Origin of the sequence: Brevibacillus sp. FIR094, assembly GCF_050477165.1 — a bacterium.
GTDB lineage: Bacteria > Bacillota > Bacilli > Brevibacillales > Brevibacillaceae > Brevibacillus.
Genome location: NZ_JBEAES010000034.1, coordinates 1 through 20,732, shown reverse-complemented (window position 1 = coordinate 20,732; position 20,732 = coordinate 1). Strand labels below are relative to the sequence as shown.

Sequence of the window (20,732 nt, the reverse complement as noted above, 5' to 3'; positions counted from 1 at the left end):
CTTATTTGACGAACCACTGACGACCAAGTAAGCTAGAATTACGTGCTGATATTGGTGAAGGAGGATAGACCATATGGAAGACAACCATCAATGCTGCTCGACTGATCGGTCCACCGAAAGGCCGGATAAAATCAAGTCTAATCTCATCTCCCGACTGAATCGGGTAGAGGGACAAGTTCGCGGAATTCGCGGAATGGTAGAGAAGGATGTCTACTGCGACGACATTCTCAATCAAATTGCGGCCGTGCAATCTGCACTGAATGCGGTTGGGAAAATGCTCCTAGAAGGACATATGAAAAGCTGTGTGATGGATCGCATTCAGCAAGGCGATCATGAAGTAATTGATGAGCTTTTGAAAACGATGAACAAACTAATGAAGTAACGGGTGCGCAAGCCGTCAAAAACGATTGCAACGGCATACGGCATGTCGTATCATAGGTGCATATATTTATGAAAACGCTTATGAAAACCAAAAAATAGGGAAAGTGAGGGTGCATGATGCCGGTTACTATATACGACGTAGCAAGAGAAGCGGGGGTGTCGATGGCGACAGTTTCCCGCGTAGTCAACGGGAATCCCAACGTAAAGCCTTTGACCCGAAAAAAGGTATTGGCTGCGATTGAGCGCTTGGGATATCGACCAAATGCGGTTGCTCGTGGACTCGCTAGCAAAAAAACAACAACAGTTGGTGTCATCATCCCCGATATCTCCAGTTTGTTTTTCTCCGAATTGGCGCGAGGGATTGAAGATATCGCTACCATGTACAAATACAACATCATCCTGTGTAACTCTGACCAACGGATGGAAAAGGAATTGCAGCTCATTAATACCTTGCTCGAAAAGCAGGTGGACGGGCTTCTGTTCCTGGGCGCAGAAATCAAAGAAGATCATTTGCAGGCATTAACAAGTACGACTGTACCGACTGTACTCGCCGCGACTCGCGATGCGGACAACGTACTGCCATCGGTTAGCATTGACCATTTCCAAGCCGCATACGATGCGACGGAAGCATTGGTGGCACGTGGGCACAAGCGCATTGCGATGATCGCGGGTCCTGCAAACGATCCATTGGCAGGGTTGATGCGCTATGAAGGCTATAAAAAGGCGTTGAAAGATGCTGGTATCGAGCTGGATGAAGAGCTGATTGCGACAGGCAACTACTTTTATGAATCTGGCTTGTCCACTACAAAAGCTTTTCTTGCTCTTAAAAATCCGCCAACGGCGATTTTCGCAGCGAATGATGAGATGGCCATTGGCGCGATTCACGCCATTCAAGATTCTGGCCTAAACGTACCAGGTGACATCGAAGTCATTGGTCACGATAATATTCGTCTGGTTGAAATGGTACGCCCACGACTGACTTCTGTCGTACAGCCAATGTATGATATTGGTGCGGTGGCGATGCGACTGTTGACCAAGTACATGAATAACGAGAATGTCGAAGAGCATGTCGTGCTGCTGCCGCATCGAATTGAGTATCGGGAGAGCACTAAGCCCGAGCAAGCTTGATTACAAAGGGATGTAGGCAATTGACAGCAAGAGGGGGATGGGAAATGCGTTACGGAATTATCGGCGCGATGGATGAAGAAATCGCGCTTTACTTGGAAGCGATGCAAGAGACGACTACTGCCACGAAAGCAGGTATTACCTATTACACAGGTAAAATGGAAGGCAAGGATGTCGTGCTCTGCAAATCAGGTGTCGGCAAAGTGAATGCTGCCGTGACGACACAAATCCTCATCGATTCATTCCAAGTAGAACGTGTCATTTTCACAGGTGTGGCAGGAGCCGTGCACCCTGAATTAAATATTGGTGACATAGTAGTTTCGACGGATTGCATCCAACATGACATTGATGTGACACCGCTTGGCTTTGAACCAGGACAGATTCCGTTTACAGAGCAATGGACTTGGCAAGCGGATGCTGGGCTGATGCAGCAAGCGATCGATGCGGGCAAGGAGCTGGAAGCGGGAGTTCAAGTAGTGAGCGGGCGTATCTTGTCCGGTGACCAGTTCGTTGCCAGTCGGGAAAAGGTGCAATGGCTTTATGAGCAATTTGCAGCACATTGTACCGAAATGGAAGGGGCATCTGTAGGACAAGTATGTGCGATGAATGGCGTGCCGTTTGTCGTTGTTCGTTCAATGTCGGATAAAGCAGACGGCTCCGCGCATGTAAACTTCGTGGAATTTACCAAGCTGGCTTCCCAACGTTCCTACGCGATTGTCCGTAACATGTTGACAGCTTCTCAAGCATCGACAGCTGCGGGAGCGATCGTCTACTCAACGAAAAACTGTGTAGATTGCGACATGGTTAAAAATTGGCTGACAGCAAAAGGTGTTTCCTTTGAAGTGCGCGATGTCATGACGAGTCGTGCCTATCAAGAGGAAGTGGAGCGCTTTGGCTTCATGGGTGTGCCTGTAACAGTCGTAGGTGATAAAGCGGTAAAAGGCTTTGCACCTTCAGAGCTGGAAGAGCTAGTGAAATAATGTTTGGAATAGAAAAAGCGTGCTGACCAGTACCCAAAGGTACGAGGGCAGCACGTTTTTTTTTACTTCTCTGATCCAATAGGTGCGTTCAGCATCGCACGTTCTAACGTAAGTCGATTTTTTTCCGTGATCTCTGCTCGTCGTGGGATTGTTGGGAATGGTTCGTCAAAAAGCCGAGGTGGCAAGGGCAAATCCGTCTCTGGTTGCCAACGCTTGAGCCAAGCTTCGGGAAGATCACTGTCTGTCAGAGGCTGATCACTCATCTCACTCCATACCAGTGTCCACGCCCGCGGCACCACCCGCCAAATATCATAGCCCCCGCCGCCTACAGCAATCCAACGACCCTCGCAATATTCATGAGCGAGACGGTGGGCAAGACGAGGAATCGCTTGATAAATCTTCATTGAGCAAGACAAATGGGTAAGGGGATCGTACGCATGAGCGTCACAACCATTTTGGGTCAGGATGACATCAGGCTTGAAACCAGCTGCTAGCTTTGACACCAGATCTTCATATACTTCCAGAAAAGAATCGTCTTCCGTAAAGGCATCGAGCGGAACGTTGACAGAATAACCGTAACCGCTTCCATCTCCACGTTCAGACAAATTCCCTGTTCCTGGGAAGAGATACTTTCCTGTTTCGTGAATGGATACAGTCAGTACATGAGGGTCATCGTAAAAAGCCCACTGTACCCCATCTCCATGATGGGCATCTGTGTCGATATACAGCACACGCGCATTCCAGTTTTTTCGCAAATAAGCGATCGCGACGGAGCAATCGTTGTAGATACAAAACCCAGAGGCGCGTCCACGAAAGGCATGATGCAGTCCACCAGCAGGATTGAAGGCGTGTTCTGCCTGTCCACTCATAACTACGTCCACTGCGTTTAACGTACCTCCGACGATCAGCGAGGACGCTTCATGCATGTTCGAAAAACAGGGAACATCCTCTGTTCCCAAGCCATAACTGGCTGCTTGTGGAAGCTCGTGTTCACTATGGCCCTGATCGTGAACAAATTGGATATAACGTGGGTCATGCACCAGGGCGAGTTCTTCGTCTGTCGCCGGTCGGGGAGCCAGGATGTCTGAGTCTTTGAGTATTCCGTAACTGCTCATCAGATCGTGTGTGAGGAGCAGACGACGCTGGTTAAACGGATGATCATCATGAAAATAATATTGCGTGTAGTCTGGAGAGTAGATCAGACGAGCATTTCGGCTCACTGGGGTATCCCTCCTTCCGTAGGAGCGATGACGGAAAAGCCTTTTTCAAGGAGTAATTGCGTCACGATACGCGGATCAATTGTCTGTACCCGAAAAACAAGGTTCTTTTTTGCGGGCTGTTTCCCAGGAAAGACCACAATGCTCGTGACATTTACTTGTGCATCGCGAAAGACTTGACTGACTTCTGCCAGCATGCCGACGCGGTCATCTACTTCGACTTCGATATGGGAGCTAGGTTTGTTAACGCCGAAAAGTTCGATCAAGCTAGAGAAAAGATCCGATTCCGTGATCAATCCTACGAGCCGTTTCCCTTCGACGATAGGTAGTGAGCCGATTTTGTGCTCGTATAGTTGGAGGGCTGCGTCTTCGATGAAATCCAGTGGGTGGGCAGTGATGACTTGTTGATTCATGATAGTGGCTACAGGCTTGTGCAGGACGGTGTCGTCATCGTCATGCGTCAGCAGGCGAGAGGGGAGAGCGTCTCGCAGGTCACGGTCCGAGACAATGCCTACGAGTGATTCGTTTTCAATGACAGGCAAATGCCTGATTCTGTTTGCGCGGAGGAGAAGAAGCGCTTCTCCGATGGTAGTGGATGGCTGGATCGTGACTATTTTTTTTCGCATAATCTCTTCAATACGCATAAGAGTGACCTCCTGTAATCAAAAGGCATCCAAACTAGTAAAGAAAACGATTTTGAAACCGCATAGCATCAAAGGCAACGACTGTTTCTGGCGGTACACGCTTGCCGATTTTTGCCATGAGACAGTTGGCGGGATGTGAGCATATTTCCGGATCGTCTGTCGCCATCCAGCTCAGGCCTGCGCTGCCCATGACCTTTTCCATGACCTTTCTGTATTGCCATACATCGAGTCCTGTTCCTTTCAGATCCCAATGCCAGTAATACTCCGTTGTAATAATGACGTAGTCTTCCATGGCGTCGTCCGAGAAGGCGACTTCGAGCAGCTTTTTGCCTACGCCACCCGCCCTCACTTTATGACTGATTTCAATCGCCCCCAGCTCCAGTAAATCGGGCAGTTGGGCTTGTGACCATCGCTCCAGTGGATCAGGGTGCAGAAAGGTTACGTAGCCGAGGACGAGGTCTCCTTCGCGTGCAATAATAATGCGTCCTTCAGGCAAATCTGCGATTTCGATGAGAGCTTCATGCTGCTGTTCAGGGATACGAAAAGCTTTTAGTCCCTCATCAAAGCGTAATGAGGCCAGATGACGTCCTGTAATCGGTCCTTCGACGAGCAGCTCCTTGTTGTTCACCATAAGGCTCAATGAATGATAGCGTTTGACGTGCTCCATCAGTTCCCCCCCTTACGTTTGTAGAAAAACAGAGATGGCGTCTAACCATCTCTGTCAGTTGTTATTCCAGTTTATTCTTTGGTGTTGGCAGTTACGATGTTAGAATGTGGCGATTCTCCGTAACTGTTGACTGCGGTAATGTAATAGTTGCTGCCATTCGGTACTTCTGCTGCGTGAGTAAAGTTTGTGCTAGAGACTGTACCGAGTAGCAAATAGCCGCTTGCTGAGTCTGGACTAAAATATACGTTGTACATCTGCTCAGACGAGCTGCTTCCTTTCCACTGTAGATGCCAACCGTTTGGCGTATTCTTAATGGACAAGGATTTCGGTGCAGCAGGTGGTGAAGCGGGATCTGTGGTTGTATTCGGGCCTCCTGATCCATCTGGTGGGTTCGTCACAGTTCCACCTGAATCTGATTGACCATTCCCGTTATTGTCCGTCGGATTCGGGATGCCTGTTTCCGTACCTTGATTTGGATCAGGCAACTGCCATGTCTGCGAAGATCCGACAGAAGCGATTGCGGAAGGCTGCGATTCATTGCCAGCGATATCCACAGAAGTGACATAATAGCCTAAGTCTCTATGGGTTGCAGTCGTATCGGCAAAAGTCAATTCGGATGGATCTTTCACAGTCGCTACTTTGACAAAGCTGTTCTGCACATCAGCGCGGTAGATGCGATAACCGACCAAGTCAGCTTCTTTGGCTGATTGCCAGGTAAGCGTAATTTGCTTGCCTGAGCCTGTTGCTGTTACACCGCTTGGCGAAGATGGTGTTCCACCTTCCTCTGTACGAGGGTCTTCCTTGTCAGGTAGGCGTTGCTCCCAATCTGGTGGTTGGGTGGCGACCCGATTGTTTTTCGCTTGAATTTGCTCCTTGGTAGGAAGCGGATCTGGTGAGCGGTAGAAGACGCCTTCGGTAACAAAATCTTCAGGTGTTCCTTCCTTCGCCAAATACCGTTCGCCATTATACGTAATGAGTCGTGCTTTTTGGTGGGAGTCGTCCACCTTCGTCGGAACGAATTTGCTGTTGAAAATATCAGTGATCAAATGGCCAGCTTCCTTTGAAAGCTCACTTGGCAAAAGACCTGATTTCGAGTCAACAGTCGCGCTGACAATTCCTGCCGGCTTTTTAAAGGTGGAGTCAGGTGGCGAAAGGTTCGGATGCTTCGCAATGACATCCTTCATGACCTTACCCCATACGACCATCGGAACATATTTGTCCGCGTCTGGCATTGGATATGGCTCGTCAAAGCCAACCCATACCCCCATGGACAGCTCTGGCGTGTAACCGACGAAATAGAGGTCGTTACTGTTGTTCGTTGTTCCGGTTTTACCTGCCACATCGACTTTGCGCGGCACGTATTTGCGGATGTGTGTACCTGTACCGTTATTGACAACGGAACGCATCATATCAGTAATCAAGTATGCTGTTTGCTCGCTGTACACTTGTACAGGGCTGGTTTCATGACGATAAATGACTTTTCCGGTGTTATCTTCAATTCGGTCAATCAGATAGGCATCCACGAAAGAACCGTGATTTGCGAATGTCCCATAGGCGTTTGTAATTTCCTCGACAGTTGTTCCGTAGGTAAGACCGCCAATTACGCCAGTGGCTGCATAGTTGTCAGCATCCACCAATGTTGTGATTCCCATTTTCTTCACGTATTCAAGAGCCGTTGGAATGCCAACTTTCAAATACGTCTTGATCGCCGGAATGTTCCAGGACATCCGCAGTGCTTCGCGGGTACTCATCATCCCTTGCCATTTGTTGTTCCAGTTCTTAGGTAAATGGGAACCGTTCTGGCCGTCAGCGAGTAGCACCGGAGAATCGTCGATTGGGGATGCTGGCTGGAGCAATCCCAGTTCAAAAGCAGGAGCATAGGCTGCAAGTGGCTTCATAGCCGAACCAGGCTGACGTGGTACGGTGGCGTGGTTCGTCTGTTCCACCTTGAAGTCACGTCCCCCGATCATGCCGAGGATGGCTCCTGTTTTGTTGTGAATCAGCATTGCGCCGACTTCTTCCAGAGCATTTTCGATTTTTTCTGTTTTGCCGTTCGAGCGCCGAATCGTATAGGTACGATTCTTACCGAAGTTTTTCGGATCGGCTGCAACAGCCTGCATGATGTCATATACGCTCTTGTCGATTGTGGTATGTATTTTGTACCCTTTTCGCAGTATGTCGCGACGTTTCTCTTCAACCAGCTGTCGGTATTCGTTGCGGCTGATGGTTGATTTGTCTCGACCTTTTTCCAAGAGGTCTGCATCCACTAGCTGACGTGCGGCACGATCTTCGATTTCCATCATCAAGAAGGGTACTTCTCGATAAGCTTGCTGCGTCGGTTTTGCTAGCTGTGCCTTCAAATCACTGGCGAGAGCTCCATCGTATTGGGTTTGTGTGATGTAGCCATTTTCCAGCATGCGATCCAACACCATTTTTTGACGTTCCTTCCCGCGCTGATAGCTTTCTGCACGAAATGGAGAGTAGGCACCTGGGTTTTGAATCATGCCCGCAAGATAGGAACCCTCAGCGAGCACGAGCTCTTTTACATCTTTGCCAAAAATCCCTTTTGCGGCAGCCTGAACGCCATATACGTTTGATCCGTTGGCGTTTTTTCCGAAGTAAATTTCGTTCATGTAGGCTTCCAGAATCTGATCTTTGGAAAACATGCGCTCGATCCGAATCGCGGTAAAGATTTCACGGGCCTTACGGGTGTGGCTAACTTCAGCAGAAAGGATTGTATTTTTTACAAGCTGCTGTGTAATCGTACTACCACCTGTTACGACAGGCTGGTTGGTAATTTCCTGAATCGCTCCACGCATGGTAGATTGAAGCGAAACTCCAGAGTGGTGGTAGTAGGTTTTGTCTTCAGTTGCGATGATGGCATTAATTAAATAGGGAGAAACGTCTGCTTTCTTCACCAAACGTCGATCGCCTTCTTCGGCCCGCAATTGGCCGATCAGAGAGCCGTCGTTGTAGTAGGCGAATCCAGTTAGATAGTTGGTGAAGATTTTATTCTCCAGTTCCTCCTTGCTGCGCACAGGCTCGTCCTTCACGAGTGCGGCAACATAACCTGTCACGATTCCTCCCGCAACTGCAGCTCCCATTAGCCCTAGTACGAAGACGATTTGGAAGATGATCCAGAACGTTCTACTTCGGCTTCTGCGTCGCTTTTTCTTCGTCGGTTCAGAGGAAGATGTGTGGTTATTCGACATAATCTACGACCCCCTAGCATACCACCTGATTATACCATACGAGGAACCTTGAGGATAGAAGCTGCGTAGGAGATAGCAAAATGTGTCAAAAACCGTTGAAAGTTGTCAACTGCTGTGATTGATTGTGTTTCAGAGACTTCGTTATGCTTATCGTGTGGAATGGAAAATAGGGTTCAGGAGGAGGCAAATGAAGATAGACGAGCCGATTCATCTCGAAGGCTTTACAGGAAATTTCAGGATTGTGGCTATGAATTCCTGGGGGAGGCGGGGATTACGGGAAGGTATTCGAAAAAGAGGCAAGAGCTCCTTTAATGCTCATGTCGTCAGCGGGCAAAAGCGTGGCATACAAGAAATGCATAAAAAAAGAGCAGGCCGACAAGCGGCACTACTCTTTTTCTTTTTATCCTCAGACGATTAACGGCTGTAGAACTCAACGATCAGAACTTCGTTGATTTCAGCTGGCATTTCTTCACGGTCTGGCAGACGAGTGAAGGTACCTTCAGCAGCAGCATCGTTGAATGTAACGTAGTTCGGCAGGAAAGTACGGCTTTCCAGAGCGTCCTTGATCAGTTGCAGACCACGGGACTTTTCACGAATGGAGATTACATCACCCGGTTGTACGCGGTAGGATGGGATGTTTACTTTTTTGCCGTTTACCAGGAAGTGACCATGGTTTACCAACTGACGAGCAGCTGGGCGAGTTGGAGCAAAGCCCATGCGGTATACCACGTTATCCAAACGGGATTCCAGCAATTTCATGAAGTTTTCGCCCACTACGCCAGCCATTTTGCTAGCATTGTCGAAAGTGCGGCGGAATTGTTTTTCGTTAAGGCCAAACATGTGGCGCAGTTTTTGCTTTTCTTGCAACTGGATTCCGTATTCGCTCAGTTTACGACGGTTGTTGTGACCGTGTTGACCTGGAGGGAAGTTGCGTTTGATGTCTTTTCCTGTACCATCGAGGGAGATACCCAGACGACGAGCCAGTTTGTGACGAGGTCCTGTGTAACGTGACATATATTCATTCTCCTTTAATATGGATTCGCAGGTGTTTACTTCCGGCAGGTTAGTTCCTACTTTATCTACACGAACTTCGGACGGTAGCGTTTCCGCATCGTGCTCCTCACAGATGATCAGCCGCCGTCTGTAAAGGGAGGGAACTAAGAGGGTACATCCTTCCGTTTTTACCTACAATCAATGCTACCCTGTACACATACGTTCAATAATACTAGGCGCGATATAGTAAAGTCAAGGGAAAAGAAGCGCGCCATCCGCCGCAAGAAGTGGGATGGATGGCGCTTTTTGGGTTTTATTTTCGCAACAAAGTAACCGAACCGTCTGGAGTATCCCGTTTTTCGAGGAAACGGGTAAAGGTAATGGCTGCATCGGCACGAGGGACGATGCTTTGCGGCTGGAACTTCTGTTTGTCAGTTGGCACGATACCGAGTGTAGTCGCGATAATGATCGAACCGCGGTACTTCGAATTGGCAATGTCTGAGAACTCGGTTTGGAACATGCCAGGGAAGTCTGTTAGTTTTTTGTAACCGAGTGCACGAACAATCATATCTGCGAGCTCTTCACGTGTAATCGTCTCATTTGGGTTCAGCTTGGAAGCATTTTTATCGAGAAGTCCGCGATCAACAGCACCTTCTACGGCTGAGAAGAAGCGCGAGCCATTTGCCACATCGCTATAGGTGGCCTTGCGTTCCAGAGAGTACTGTGGATAGTGTCTGCCTTGGTTGAGGCTGATCATGAGCATTTCAATCATTTCACCACGTGTGATCGGTTTTTGCGGCATGATATTGCCGTTTTCAAGCGTTAATGCGTCGTATTCATACATCAACAAGAGTTCCTTCTCCGCTGGATGACCCTTCAAATCGGCAGGAGCCGGGCGATGCAGCGCAATCGTTTTGCCTGTAGAGGTGGAGCTCCACTCGCCTGTTATAGCGTCAAGGTAATACGGCTGCTCAAACGGCGTCATTGTCGCGCGATAGACGATCTTGGCCGTTCGCTTCGGTGTGTAGGAAGGCTGCTCTTTTGCACGTTTGGCATCCTCAGGAGTAAGAGGAACGAGGGCGTATACTTCCTCTGCTTTTGTCTCGGTCCACCATTTCTCGCTCGCTTCGGCAGCAGGCAGATGCTTGGGAGCTTGTGTCGGGTATGTTTCGCTACCCAATTCAGTACTGTAACTTAGCAGATCGCCCGTTTCTGTGTCAAACGTGAAGTAGGCAGAGCCGCTAGCTGCAGCAATTCCATTGATAAAACGCTCAAATCGGATCTGCGTCCGCTCGGAATCAACGGGTTGGTTTTTGATTTCCTCTTCAAAACGCTCTGTCCAGTAAAGCTGGTGGGCCATGGTTGGCACCAAATCACGAATCGTTTGCATCGCTTTTGCCTTGAATTTTTCCATGTCTGGTTTTTTAGAAGCGGTTGTTTTTTCTTTATGGCTACGGAAGTCCTTGTTCAATCGGTAGATGTCCCCGGTTACAGCATCCACGGAGACATACGCAAATCCGTCTTCGCTATTGCCTTTTTCGCCGAATTCGAGATCCCAGACAGGACGATTGCCACGGTAGTCTCTTTCATTGTAATTGGCAGAACGAAGCTCGAAGTTGGACAAATTCAATGCTTTCGATGCCCATTGTACAGCTTCTTCTTGAGAGAGCGGTTGTCCGCTGCGGTGTGCAGGTAGGACTTTGCTGCTTACAGGCTCAGGATCTTTCGTTAGTTGATACGGGGTCAACGATTGTGTCAATGGTTTGCCAGTCTCCGCATCAATGTAGAATGTGAAGGGATTCATATACCCTAAAGATGGCTTGTTATTTTGAGTCTCCACTCGATCCCACGGCAGCAGGTAAACTGGTTTTGGAGTTGCTTGTTCTTTAAACAGTTGCTCGGCTTCTTCTTCTGAGATTTTCGTATCCGTGTCCTCGAAAGTCACGTCGTTCCAGGACAGAGAATAGTTGGTCACTTTGCCGGAAGCATCTACTGTGATATCTGCGCCGTTGTCAGGAAAGAGAACACCGTCCACGTCACGAACAAAGCGGAAATTATAGTAGACTTCCGAGTTCAGCGGAGTTTTTGGCTCTGGCATATCGCGCGTATACAGTCTTGTTTCCGCTGCTTTTCCTGCATTGTTTTTCTCGAAAAAGCGCTTTGCCTGCTCTTGCGCCTCTGTATAGGAAATTCGTTTTGCATAGGGAAGCGAGGATGCTTCCTGCTCTTGACGCGAATAGGAAGTCAGCTCGCCTGTATTGGCGTGGATACTGACGCTATAGGATAGAAGGACTTTGCCGTTTTCTGGATCTTTTTTCACCCAACTAAACGACCATTCTGGAAATGGGCGCCAGCTATCCGCTGAACGAAAAGACACATTTTCCACCGTCATCCCGGAGGTAGGTACTATTTTTGTAGCGAGAGCCAAGGCTGCTTCCTTGGACAACTTTGCTTTGGCTTGTGCCACAGAGTCTGCTAGTGCCACAGTAGTCGCCATTTTATTGGTACTCACATGAGGTGATTGTGCATGCGCTTGAGCTACAGGCAGCAACAGACTGGCAGATAGAACAAATGAGCTAGACCGAATGATCCACGGTTTCATAGGAACCCCTCCAACGATGTCATATTCTTCTTATCACCTCTGACGAGAGGAAGTGAAAGTTCGTTTCAGTTCAAATGCATGAAAAAATGCACTCGGTATTTGCAGAAAGGAATGAAATATAGGAATTTTGTACCAAATGTTTTTTTATCAATCTAGAATTGTGAACATGCATCTTATATAATAAGAAATACTATCCATAGAATACAGAACGGTAAGGAGAAAAACGTTTTGGAAACCATCATGTATCTCATTCGTCATGGAGAGACGGAGTGGAATCAGATTCGTCGTATACAAGGCCACAGTGACATCGCATTGAACGAGCTCGGGGAACGTCAGGCCGAGCAAGTAGCAGACAGGTTCCAAGGCGAGAAGATTCACGCTTTTTATTCGAGTGATCTCAGTCGGGCACACGATACGGCTGCCAAGATTGCTGGTAACTTCCAATCCTCTGTTTCTACGCGGACAACCTTGCGGGAGCGCTGCTATGGGGAGTGGGAGGGGCTCACCTATGAAGAGATACGTGAGCGATTTGAGAATCAGGATGAAGCCTCCTGTGGAATTGAGACATTCGAAGACATGCAGCGTCGAGCTGTAGCTGCCATGACAGAAATAGCAGGGAGCCACCCAGGTGAGGCGATTGTCGTTGTCTCGCATGGCGGTCTCATTAATAGCTTCTTGCATTATGTGACGGTAGGAGAACAAGGAACGGGTATCACACGTATCGATAATACCAGTATTACCATGTTTCGGTATGTAGATCGCAGGTGGGAAGTTCTATCCGTTAATGATACAGACCATTTGAAAGCTTGAGAAAATGCTGAGAGAGGGAGTTTCTCGTGTCAAGTAAAATGTTGGGGAAGTTAGAGACGGTCTTTTCCTACACGGCCCATTTTATCTTACAATCTTGGCCGGAAAAGCGCCCAGGCATCCTTTTCTTGACAGATTCCGGGGGCCGCGTAATCAACTTCATGGAAATGCAGGTTGGTCCATCTCGGAATTCTCAAGGGCTTACCCTGCAACACGATGTATCGATTGGCAAAGTCTTTGATTTTATTTTAGAGGCACTTTCCTCCAAAGAGATCGTAGTCAAAACGAGAAGTGAAACGAACAACGTGTGTGGAGCCTTTCCTTTGTGTGAAGAAGATGGAAGGGTTCGAGCTGTCATTGGCATGATAGCGCCCGAAGACCAGATCCATTTCGATTTGCCATCCTACATGCGCGGGCTAGAGCCGTTGATTCGCATGGGATATGATGCTTATATTCAACACGTCACAAGCCAGATTGTCATGGATTTGACGTTGCATGATACGACCAAAGAGCTGTTGCAGAGCTTGACGGGTCAGATCAGTGACATTATCCAAAAAGGCTATTGTTCGGCCGTTAAGCTCGCGGACAATGCCACGTTGATTCCGCAGGAGAGCGTGACCACGCAAGAGGCCGAAGTTGGACAAACCCACATTGCCCAACTGGTTTCGAGATTCGGTACGACGCAGATCATGCCTTCCATTTTAGATGACCACCGGCTTGTCGTCGTTCCAGTCTCCTTGAACCAAACGCCGCTCTACGCACTGTTTTTGCATCTGCCACCCGAAGAGACAGATTGCGTGTACGATGAACGGGATGTTGCTTTTTTGCAGGAAGTAGGCGCGAAGGCAAGCTGTGCGCTTTGGCGTTCGATCATGTCGGACGACCTGCGCCGTGAAGCGAGCAAAAAAGATTTGTTGTATCAATTGATGTCAAAGATTCAGGCATCGATTGATGTGAATGATGTTTTGCATGAAATCGTGACAAGCATTCCCAGCCTTTATCCATACCTGTCGGCAGAGCTTTTCCTGACGGTGGAACCCAATGCAACCACTCCGGTCAAACAGCTTTCTTTTCAAGAAGTAGAGCCGTCTACCAGTACAAAGGCCTATTTGGAAGGACGTCTCATTGCCGAAGAAGTGGGAGAAGGGGAGCAACAGGTGACGGTGATCGCAGCGCCGCTCTTGGGCAAGCAGGGAATCTACGGAGTTTTGCAAGTGACGTCTGATCAGCGAATCACCTTGAATCAGCATGAAAAGGACTACATCTCGATCTTGGCCGATACTGCTGGCACTGCGTTTGAAAACGCACAGCTCTATCAGCAATCGCGCAATTTGATTCGAGAATTGCGTTTGATTAATGAGATGGCGCGTCAGTTGAACAGAAGTCTTGATTTAAAGGAAATTCTCGATTTTGTTACGACGATGATGCGGGCTACCTTTGATGCGGAGTTTTGTGCCATTTTGCGAAAAACGCCTGGAGAGGATTGCTTCGATGTGCTCTCTTCCTCCATTCCAGCGTTCAATGGCATGGCTATTGATTCTACAGAAAAGCCATTTCAGCAAATCTTGCAAAACAAGCAGGCATTGTTGCTGGCTCAACCAGGGGCAGGGCCGCTTCCTTTTTCGCTCTTTTCGTGCTGTTCCTTTATGGGGGTTCCGCTCGTTGTTGAGGGTGAGATTAGTGGAGTCCTATTAGTCGCAGATTCCCGTTATCATTTTTTTAGTTTTGACGACTACAAACTCCTCGAAATATTTGGACAACACGCGAGCCTGGCAATGACCAACGCCGTCCTGCATAATGAAATGGAACGAATGGTCATTACGGATAATTTGACAGGTCTGTACACGAGAAGACATTTGAATGAACGAGTAAGAGGATCATTACAAAAAGACAACTATGGCTCGTTGATCTTGATCGATATTGATTATTTTAAAACCGTGAATGATACATTTGGCCATCAGGTAGGGGATGAGGTACTGATTCAGGTCTCCAATCTGATTCGACATAGCATCCGTGACAGTGATATCGCGGCAAGATGGGGTGGAGAGGAACTCGCTGTTTATTTGCCGCGTGTGGACAAAGACACCGCGCACTCCGTGGCCGAGCGCATACGAGAATGCGTCGAGCAGGAGACGTCTCCACAGGTCACGATCTCGTGTGGACTAGCGAAATGGAGCAGGGAGATGGATGTTAACCTGAGTGTAGAAGCGCTGTTCCATCAAGCAGATATTGCTTTGTACGAAGCCAAAAATTCAGGTAGAAATCAAGTTGTTCTCGCCTAGAGCCAAAACAATGGCTCTTTTCTCTTTTCGGAAAAAAAGGCAAAAAACTTGAGAGGTAGATAAAAAATGACAACGAACGATGACAAGCAAAGGATCGCGACGCAAGTATCACCTGATATTTTTTGCCTGGAGATACCTACGCCTTTTGATGTGGGGGCAGTAAACGTCTACTTGCTAAAAGGGGAGCGCTTGACTTTAGTTGATGTGGGGCCATTGACCGACGATGCGTGGGCGGCCTTAACAGAAGGCTTAGAATCGATTGGGGTAAGCGTGCAAGATATCGAGCAAGTCATACTGACGCATCATCATGTGGATCATTGCGGGCAGTTAGAAAAAGTACGGGAAAAATCGGGAGCAAAGACGTTTGCCCATCCGCAGGCAACACCTTATGTACAACAGGATGAGCAGTTTATGACTTTTCATGATCAGTTTTTCGAAGAGCTGTACATCCAGAGCGGTGTACCAGAAAAAATGATGGTCATTATCTCGAAATTTCACAAGCTGATGAAGACATTTTCTGCGCCAAGCCAGATTGACTTTCATCTGAAGCATGAGCAAAAGGTACCGTATTTGGAAGACTGGCAGGTACTGTATACGCCAGGACACAGCCAAAGTCATCTTTCGTTGTATCGGGCAAAGGATCAAGTCATGATTGGTGGAGACCATATCATCAAGCGAATTTCATCCAATGCCTTCATTGAACCACCCCGGAATCGTTCGAGTACAAGACCACTGACCTTGATTCAATACCGGACTGCGTTGCAAATGTGTGCGGACATGGAGATCAAACAAGTTCTCAGTGGACACGGTCAACCGGTCTACAATCATCGAGAGCTCATACTCGCTCGTCTGCAAAAGAACTGGGAGAGAACAGACACGCTCCGCAGGCTTCTTGCAGATGGAGAAAAGACAGCTTTTGAACTGAATGCTCTCTTATTTCCAGGCTTGTACAAAAAAGAATTGCCATTGACGCTATCTGAAACGTTGGGGCACATTGATTTATTGATGATTCTCCACCAGATTGAAGTGAGAGAGCAGGATCGCATCTTGTATTACCACCTGTAAAACCTGAACGTACAAGAGAGGCTTGCAAGTAGAATAAGCCTATTCCTCCCCGGAAACGCTAAAAGGGACTATTACCCTGGGACCCCACAAGAGGCTGACCCAGGGTAGCCGAGGGAGGGTAGCATCTATGCAGAAGTACTGGCCCATTTGCGTGATGGCTCTTGTGTGTACAGTTGTTGTAGGTGGCTGTAATCAAATGCGTGTGAAGAAGGATGCGAATACAACGTTTGAGCAGGTACGTGACAAGTTCGATGCGCAGAAGTCATATGCGTTCTACGGGCAAACCAAGCTGTTGACGGCGAATAGTGCCAATGCGAACATGGTTAACTTTTCGGGCAGAAAAGACGGAGAAGCTGTTTACATGAACGTAAAGCTCTCTGTCCCAGAAGAAAACAGAGTGGACAATTTATCCTTGCTCAGCCAAGGGGACAAGCTGTATACCAAGCATGGTCAAAACGAAAGCTGGAAGCATGTCGCAGGGGATAGTTCGGCCCTGCATCAAGAAATGAATAACTGGAACCCTATCGCTTCCTTTCAGCAAATCGACAACATGAAAAGAAACGTTCGGATGCTGCCTGATGAGAATCCAAAAGACGATTTTGAGGCATTCGGAGTTGTATTGGATTCTGCCAAACTAAAGAGCTGGATTGGTTCCCAAATGGAAGAGCAAACGAAGTCGGGAGCAAAAGTCCAATCGATAGCAGGGCGAGAGAAACCCTACATACCGAAGCTAAAGCTAGCGATGTCACTTTCGGAAGGCAATTGGAGAGGGACGCCTGCACAACATTCTGGACCCACGATTCAGTCCAAGAAAAAGGTGGACGTAAACGAACTCGTGAACCAGATGGAAGTGGAGGCAGAGTACACGATTCACTACAACAAAAAAACGATGCTCCCCACGAATATGACGATGTCCATTCGATCTGCGTATGATTTGAACGATCAGCGTGTAAAAGAGCATACGCAAGTAGAAACGTATTTGCAGCAATATGGAGCAGTAGCTCCTATTACAGCTCCATCGGAAAAAAGCAAATAGGGAGTAAGAGTAATCAAGTGAGACGTTCCTCTTGCAAAACAGACAGGGGCGTCTTTTTTCTGTCAGGGAAAATTGAAAAGTTGAAGTAACGTGCAGGAGGCTTTTTACGTACTTCTTATGTGAAAGAAAATCTATGCGATAGCGGTTTTTTTCAATGAAATCAACATTTCTAGAAGGAATACTGGAAAACATTGTCGAACATACAACAAGACTATCTTTTTTCGTCGAATAATCTATACAATGGGAAAGATGCCTGATGGATCAGACGAAAATGCGTATTTTATCCGCAGCAGCGAAGCTTTTTGATGTTCATGGCTACAAAGGGACCTCCGTAAGACAAATTGCCTCTGTTGCTCAAGTAAATTCCGCGCTGATTTCCTATCACTTTGAAGGGAAGCAAGGAGTCCTGGAGACGTTGATTGCTTCTTACTTTGAGACGTTGTTTCGCCTTTTGGATGAACTGGAAAACGAGCAGGATAACATCCCTGCCTATCGACGATTGGAACAAGTTGTGCAGCTGTATTTGCAATTTCAATGTGAGCATGCGCCTATCACGCGTTTGATTCATCGTGAGCTGAGCGTAGAATCCATGCTTGCACGTGAAGTGATGACGCTATATATGAGCCGCTGGAAGCACGGTCTTTCGCGTGTGATCGAGGGCGGTGTCGTCTCGGGTGAGTTTTTGCCCGTCTCTATTGATCGTACAGTGCTGGCTATGACGAGCCAGATGATATATCCATTTTTGCAACCACAAATGGTTCGTCAGGTCTATGATCTGGAACCATCTTCCGAGGAGTTCGTCCAATGGCTGCAAACCTCGATTATGTGTTATCTGCGAGGTTCTTTGCTGCCCGCTTAGGCGTGGCCTCTCCCAATGAATGATTCTAGTAAGGGGATGTATGACAAGTGAAACGAAAACTATTCATGCTCTGTTTGGCAGGCATGTTGTTATATACGAATCCGGCTTATGCGACGCCGTTTCCAGATAAAAAAGACGAAGTTGTTCAGGACGCTGACAACTATTTGAAAAAAGAAGACAGGACGACCTTTGCAAATTCATTGAGCGGCATACCGGGCAGCTACAAAGTCGTGATAGTGGAAAGCACTGCACCGGAAGCCGAATCTCCGGATATCTACGCGCAAAAGCTGTTTGACAATTACAATTTAGCCGACGATGCACTCATGATCGTACTCGACATGAACACCGAACAGCTGGGGATTTATGCTGGTCCTAGCTTGCAGGCAAAAGGTGCCACGATGGCATTGATGCATGACAAGATCGCGTCATTCTATGAACCATTCCGTACACAAAAGCAGTACTTGACCGGGATTCAGACGTTAATTGCGGAAGTAAACCAAGAGCTTAGCCGCATTGAAAGCAAGCAAGCTACAGCAAAACCGGGTGCGACCGACGCGAGTAAAGCGGGCGAGGGCGAAAGCAGTAGCGCTCTCGGAGGCATTCCATGGTGGATTTATCTGGTGGGGGCCGTATTTGCTGGCCTATCGATCGGCTTGATTTACGCGATGATCAGACGCCGTGCTATTTTTGCTCAAGTAGACGATGTAGAGGATTGGAAGGAAGAGCTCGTTGAGAAGATCAATGTCATCGAGGTGGAAAAACCGCTTCGCCGTTCCAGCGGCATGACAGAAGTACGTTACCACCACTTGGCTGACAAAAAAGAAAATCTGTTGCGCATTCGCATCCCTGATGTGGAAATGATGATTCTCGATGCGGAAGAGGCATGCGATCGTTTCCGTTTTACGTTGGCACTTGGCATGCTGAATGAGGCGCGAGAGGCCATTTCAAAACTTGAGGAAGAGCTGAATGAGCTAAAAACAGACACTTCCAAAGTGGCAGTTACCAAGCAAGAGAACAAGGTTGTTGTTCCTGAGATCGGAAAGCAAGTGGAGCAGATGGAACGACGCTTGTCCGATTTGCGTCTGGAGTACGGATTGTCTTTCCATGAGCTGAAAGCATCGCTCGATGAAGTAGACACAATGCGAAAACTCGTGAAAACTGCGCGGGCGGCAGGGGACGACGTTGCTGCGTACGAAACCACACAAAAAGCTCAGCAAGTACTAGAGCAGGTGGGACAAGCGATGGAGCTCATTCCAAAGCTTGTGCAACGTGTGAAAAAAGAATTGCCGGAAGAATTCAAGCATCTGGAAGAAGGAATTGAGCAGGCCTTTCGTGACGGCTTTGATTTAAAACAGGATTCCTTGGACAATGCCCTCCTGCAGGCGAAGCAATTGGTCATGTCCGCAAAAAGCGCTTTGGAAGAGGGTAGCCTGGAAATGGTGTTGACCCATGTCAAAGCGTTCGAAGTACTCATTGATGCAACGTATCAAGCGATAGAAGATGGCGTTCTTGCCCGTGATGAAGCAGCAGCGACGGTATATACAGAAGTGGAACCGCAAGCAGAAGTGAATCAAGGCAATGATGAAACACAATCTGTGCAGGTAGAAAAGAGAGCAGAAGTAGAAGAGGTGGAACAGGATGATTCGCATTCGCTACAGCAAGTAGCTGTAACATCCGCGCCTGTGGAGCCGGAGATTCGTATACCTGAGCCGACTCCAGCTAGCGAGACCGAGCATTCTACCAGCGAAACAGGTCCTGAAAAGCTGACTCATTTCCAGCAGTCGAAAGTGGAAGAAGAGCGACCGGTGCGAGGAAAATCCTCAGAGCTGAGTGAAGCTGAACGTTCCGTATTGTTGCAAGCCATACCTCAGCTTTTCAATAAAAAAGCACAAAAGCCTGCACCAGCAGTGAAAGCTGAGGAGCCTGCGTACGAAGAAGAAGAGTATGAACTGGTCATGCCGAAGAGTCAGCCTGAACAGGAAGAGATGATTCCGGAAGAAGAAGAGCAAACGTATTTGGTCATCGAAACGGAAGACGATGCGCTGGATGAACTGGAGCGAATTTCTAACACATTAGTCCGCGTCCGTCAGCAAATCAAGCGCAGCTACTTGCCGGGGATTCCGGATCAATTGAAATTCATGTTTGAAGAAGTCGTGCAAACGTTGGGCCGCGTGCAAACGATCATGGAGCAATACCGCTATGATCTGGAAGAGGTTGCAATGCTGGTTCAGGACGCAAGTGATTTGGTCGGCGAAACAGAGCGGATGGCAGAACGCATTATTACAACTTGTCAGATGGCAGAAGGTGCTATTCAGTATACCAACCGTTATCGCCGCCAAAATCGCCAGGTCAATGAGTTGTTGACGAAGGCAGAGATATCATTTCGACAACTAGCTTTCGCAGAAGCCTATCAGCTTGCCGAGGAGGCCCGTCTCGTAATCGAAGGTGCCCCAGCCGAAGAGGAAAACCGTTGGCTTCTACGTCGTAAGAAAAAGGGATGAGTCCGATGATGGTCTTTCCTCTCTTCTTACTGGCAGCTGGCATTCTCGTCATGGTACAGCCGCGGACAAAACGCTGGCAATCGCGGATGAACGCTCATTTTCAAGGAGACGAACGGCGCATTAAGCAGCGTGCCAACACGTTTTTTCTGTTGGGCTTAGCCTTTTTTTTCGCTGGATTTGCGTATTTGTTCCGCCTTGTAGGATAAGCCAATAACTACGAATAAAGCACCTGCTATGAAAAGATGGACTAGCCTTTGAAGTGACCCAATAAATTGAGACAAGGAAAAAGCACCTCCTGAATCGTATGGGACTGACCCCCGTCCGTAGGACAGGTATCAAAACACCATTGCGAATTAAGCAA

Annotated in this window: 17 protein-coding genes; 11 read left to right on the top strand and 6 right to left on the bottom strand. The window is 48.0% G+C overall.

Annotated elements, in window-relative coordinates:
- Positions 1-73: 73 nt before the first annotated feature.
- From ACQ5DJ_RS23980 to ACQ5DJ_RS23970, 3 genes are all read left to right on the top strand, one after another.
- Positions 74-382, top strand: a complete 309-nt coding sequence (locus ACQ5DJ_RS23980) for a metal-sensitive transcriptional regulator (protein ID WP_007720961.1) — start codon at positions 74-76, stop codon at positions 380-382.
- Between the two features lie 116 nt (positions 383-498).
- Entirely contained in the window at positions 499-1,509 is a 1,011-nt protein-coding gene (gene ccpA / locus ACQ5DJ_RS23975; protein WP_429844649.1) for a catabolite control protein A, read from the top strand.
- A gap of 44 nt (positions 1,510-1,553) precedes the next feature.
- Positions 1,554-2,486 (top strand): 5'-methylthioadenosine/adenosylhomocysteine nucleosidase, encoded by a 933-nt coding sequence (locus tag ACQ5DJ_RS23970; protein ID WP_429844612.1) that lies wholly within the window; start codon positions 1,554-1,556, stop codon positions 2,484-2,486.
- A 62-nt stretch (positions 2,487-2,548) separates the two neighbouring features.
- Here ACQ5DJ_RS23970 and ACQ5DJ_RS23965 read toward each other — a convergent pair whose 3' ends face one another.
- From ACQ5DJ_RS23965 to ACQ5DJ_RS23950, 4 genes are all read right to left on the bottom strand, one after another.
- Positions 2,549-3,706 (bottom strand): acetoin utilization protein AcuC, encoded by a 1,158-nt coding sequence (locus tag ACQ5DJ_RS23965; protein WP_429844611.1) that lies wholly within the window; start codon positions 3,704-3,706, stop codon positions 2,549-2,551.
- Positions 3,703-4,347 carry a CBS and ACT domain-containing protein gene (locus ACQ5DJ_RS23960; protein WP_429844610.1) on the bottom strand — a complete coding sequence of 215 codons (645 nt, stop codon included), beginning with the start codon at positions 4,345-4,347 and terminating at the stop codon, positions 3,703-3,705. Before ACQ5DJ_RS23960 ends, ACQ5DJ_RS23965 begins: the two co-directional genes overlap by 4 nt.
- A 34-nt stretch (positions 4,348-4,381) precedes the next feature.
- Complete coding sequence (locus ACQ5DJ_RS23955; protein ID WP_429844609.1) at positions 4,382-5,014, bottom strand: N-acetyltransferase; 633 nt, start codon at positions 5,012-5,014, stop codon at positions 4,382-4,384.
- A gap of 71 nt (positions 5,015-5,085) precedes the next feature.
- Positions 5,086-8,226: a transglycosylase domain-containing protein gene (locus ACQ5DJ_RS23950; protein ID WP_429844608.1), complete on the bottom strand. Its 3,141-nt coding sequence runs from the start codon at positions 8,224-8,226 to the stop codon at positions 5,086-5,088.
- 187 nt (positions 8,227-8,413) lie between these two features.
- Here ACQ5DJ_RS23950 and ACQ5DJ_RS23945 point away from each other — a divergent pair, with 187 nt between their 5' ends.
- Complete coding sequence (locus ACQ5DJ_RS23945; protein WP_429844607.1) at positions 8,414-8,644, top strand: hypothetical protein; 231 nt, start codon at positions 8,414-8,416, stop codon at positions 8,642-8,644.
- Here the strand turns inward: ACQ5DJ_RS23945 and rpsD are convergent.
- Positions 8,641-9,240, bottom strand: a complete 600-nt coding sequence (gene rpsD, locus ACQ5DJ_RS23940) for a 30S ribosomal protein S4 (protein ID WP_106838216.1) — start codon at positions 9,238-9,240, stop codon at positions 8,641-8,643. The genes ACQ5DJ_RS23945 and rpsD overlap by 4 nt on opposite strands.
- A 292-nt stretch (positions 9,241-9,532) precedes the next feature.
- Positions 9,533-11,821, bottom strand: coding sequence for a YcdB/YcdC domain-containing protein (locus tag ACQ5DJ_RS23935; RefSeq protein WP_429844606.1), 2,289 nt, complete (start codon positions 11,819-11,821; stop codon positions 9,533-9,535).
- A 228-nt stretch (positions 11,822-12,049) separates the two neighbouring features.
- Here ACQ5DJ_RS23935 and ACQ5DJ_RS23930 point away from each other — a divergent pair, with 228 nt between their 5' ends.
- From ACQ5DJ_RS23930 to ACQ5DJ_RS23900, 7 genes are all read left to right on the top strand, one after another.
- Positions 12,050-12,631, top strand: a complete 582-nt coding sequence (locus tag ACQ5DJ_RS23930) for a histidine phosphatase family protein (RefSeq protein ID WP_429844605.1) — start codon at positions 12,050-12,052, stop codon at positions 12,629-12,631.
- Positions 12,632-12,669: 38 nt separating this feature from the next.
- The gene (locus ACQ5DJ_RS23925) at positions 12,670-14,910 is read left to right on the top strand and encodes a sensor domain-containing diguanylate cyclase (protein ID WP_429844648.1); all 2,241 of its coding nucleotides are present in this window, start codon (positions 12,670-12,672) and stop codon (positions 14,908-14,910) included.
- Between the two features lie 66 nt (positions 14,911-14,976).
- Positions 14,977-15,975, top strand: coding sequence for an MBL fold metallo-hydrolase (locus ACQ5DJ_RS23920; RefSeq protein WP_429844604.1), 999 nt, complete (start codon positions 14,977-14,979; stop codon positions 15,973-15,975).
- 127 nt (positions 15,976-16,102) lie between these two features.
- A complete protein-coding gene (locus ACQ5DJ_RS23915; RefSeq protein ID WP_429844603.1) occupies positions 16,103-17,011 on the top strand; it encodes a DUF6612 family protein in 909 nt (302 codons plus the stop codon).
- A gap of 256 nt (positions 17,012-17,267) precedes the next feature.
- Positions 17,268-17,870 (top strand): forespore capture DNA-binding protein RefZ, encoded by a 603-nt coding sequence (gene refZ / locus ACQ5DJ_RS23910; RefSeq protein WP_429844601.1) that lies wholly within the window; start codon positions 17,268-17,270, stop codon positions 17,868-17,870.
- A gap of 47 nt (positions 17,871-17,917) precedes the next feature.
- A complete protein-coding gene (locus ACQ5DJ_RS23905) occupies positions 17,918-20,371 on the top strand; it encodes a septation ring formation regulator EzrA (protein WP_429844600.1) in 2,454 nt (817 codons plus the stop codon).
- A complete protein-coding gene (locus ACQ5DJ_RS23900) occupies positions 20,368-20,577 on the top strand; it encodes a hypothetical protein (RefSeq protein WP_429844599.1) in 210 nt (69 codons plus the stop codon). The genes ACQ5DJ_RS23905 and ACQ5DJ_RS23900 overlap by 4 nt, the downstream gene beginning before the upstream one ends.
- Positions 20,578-20,732 lie beyond the last annotated feature (155 nt).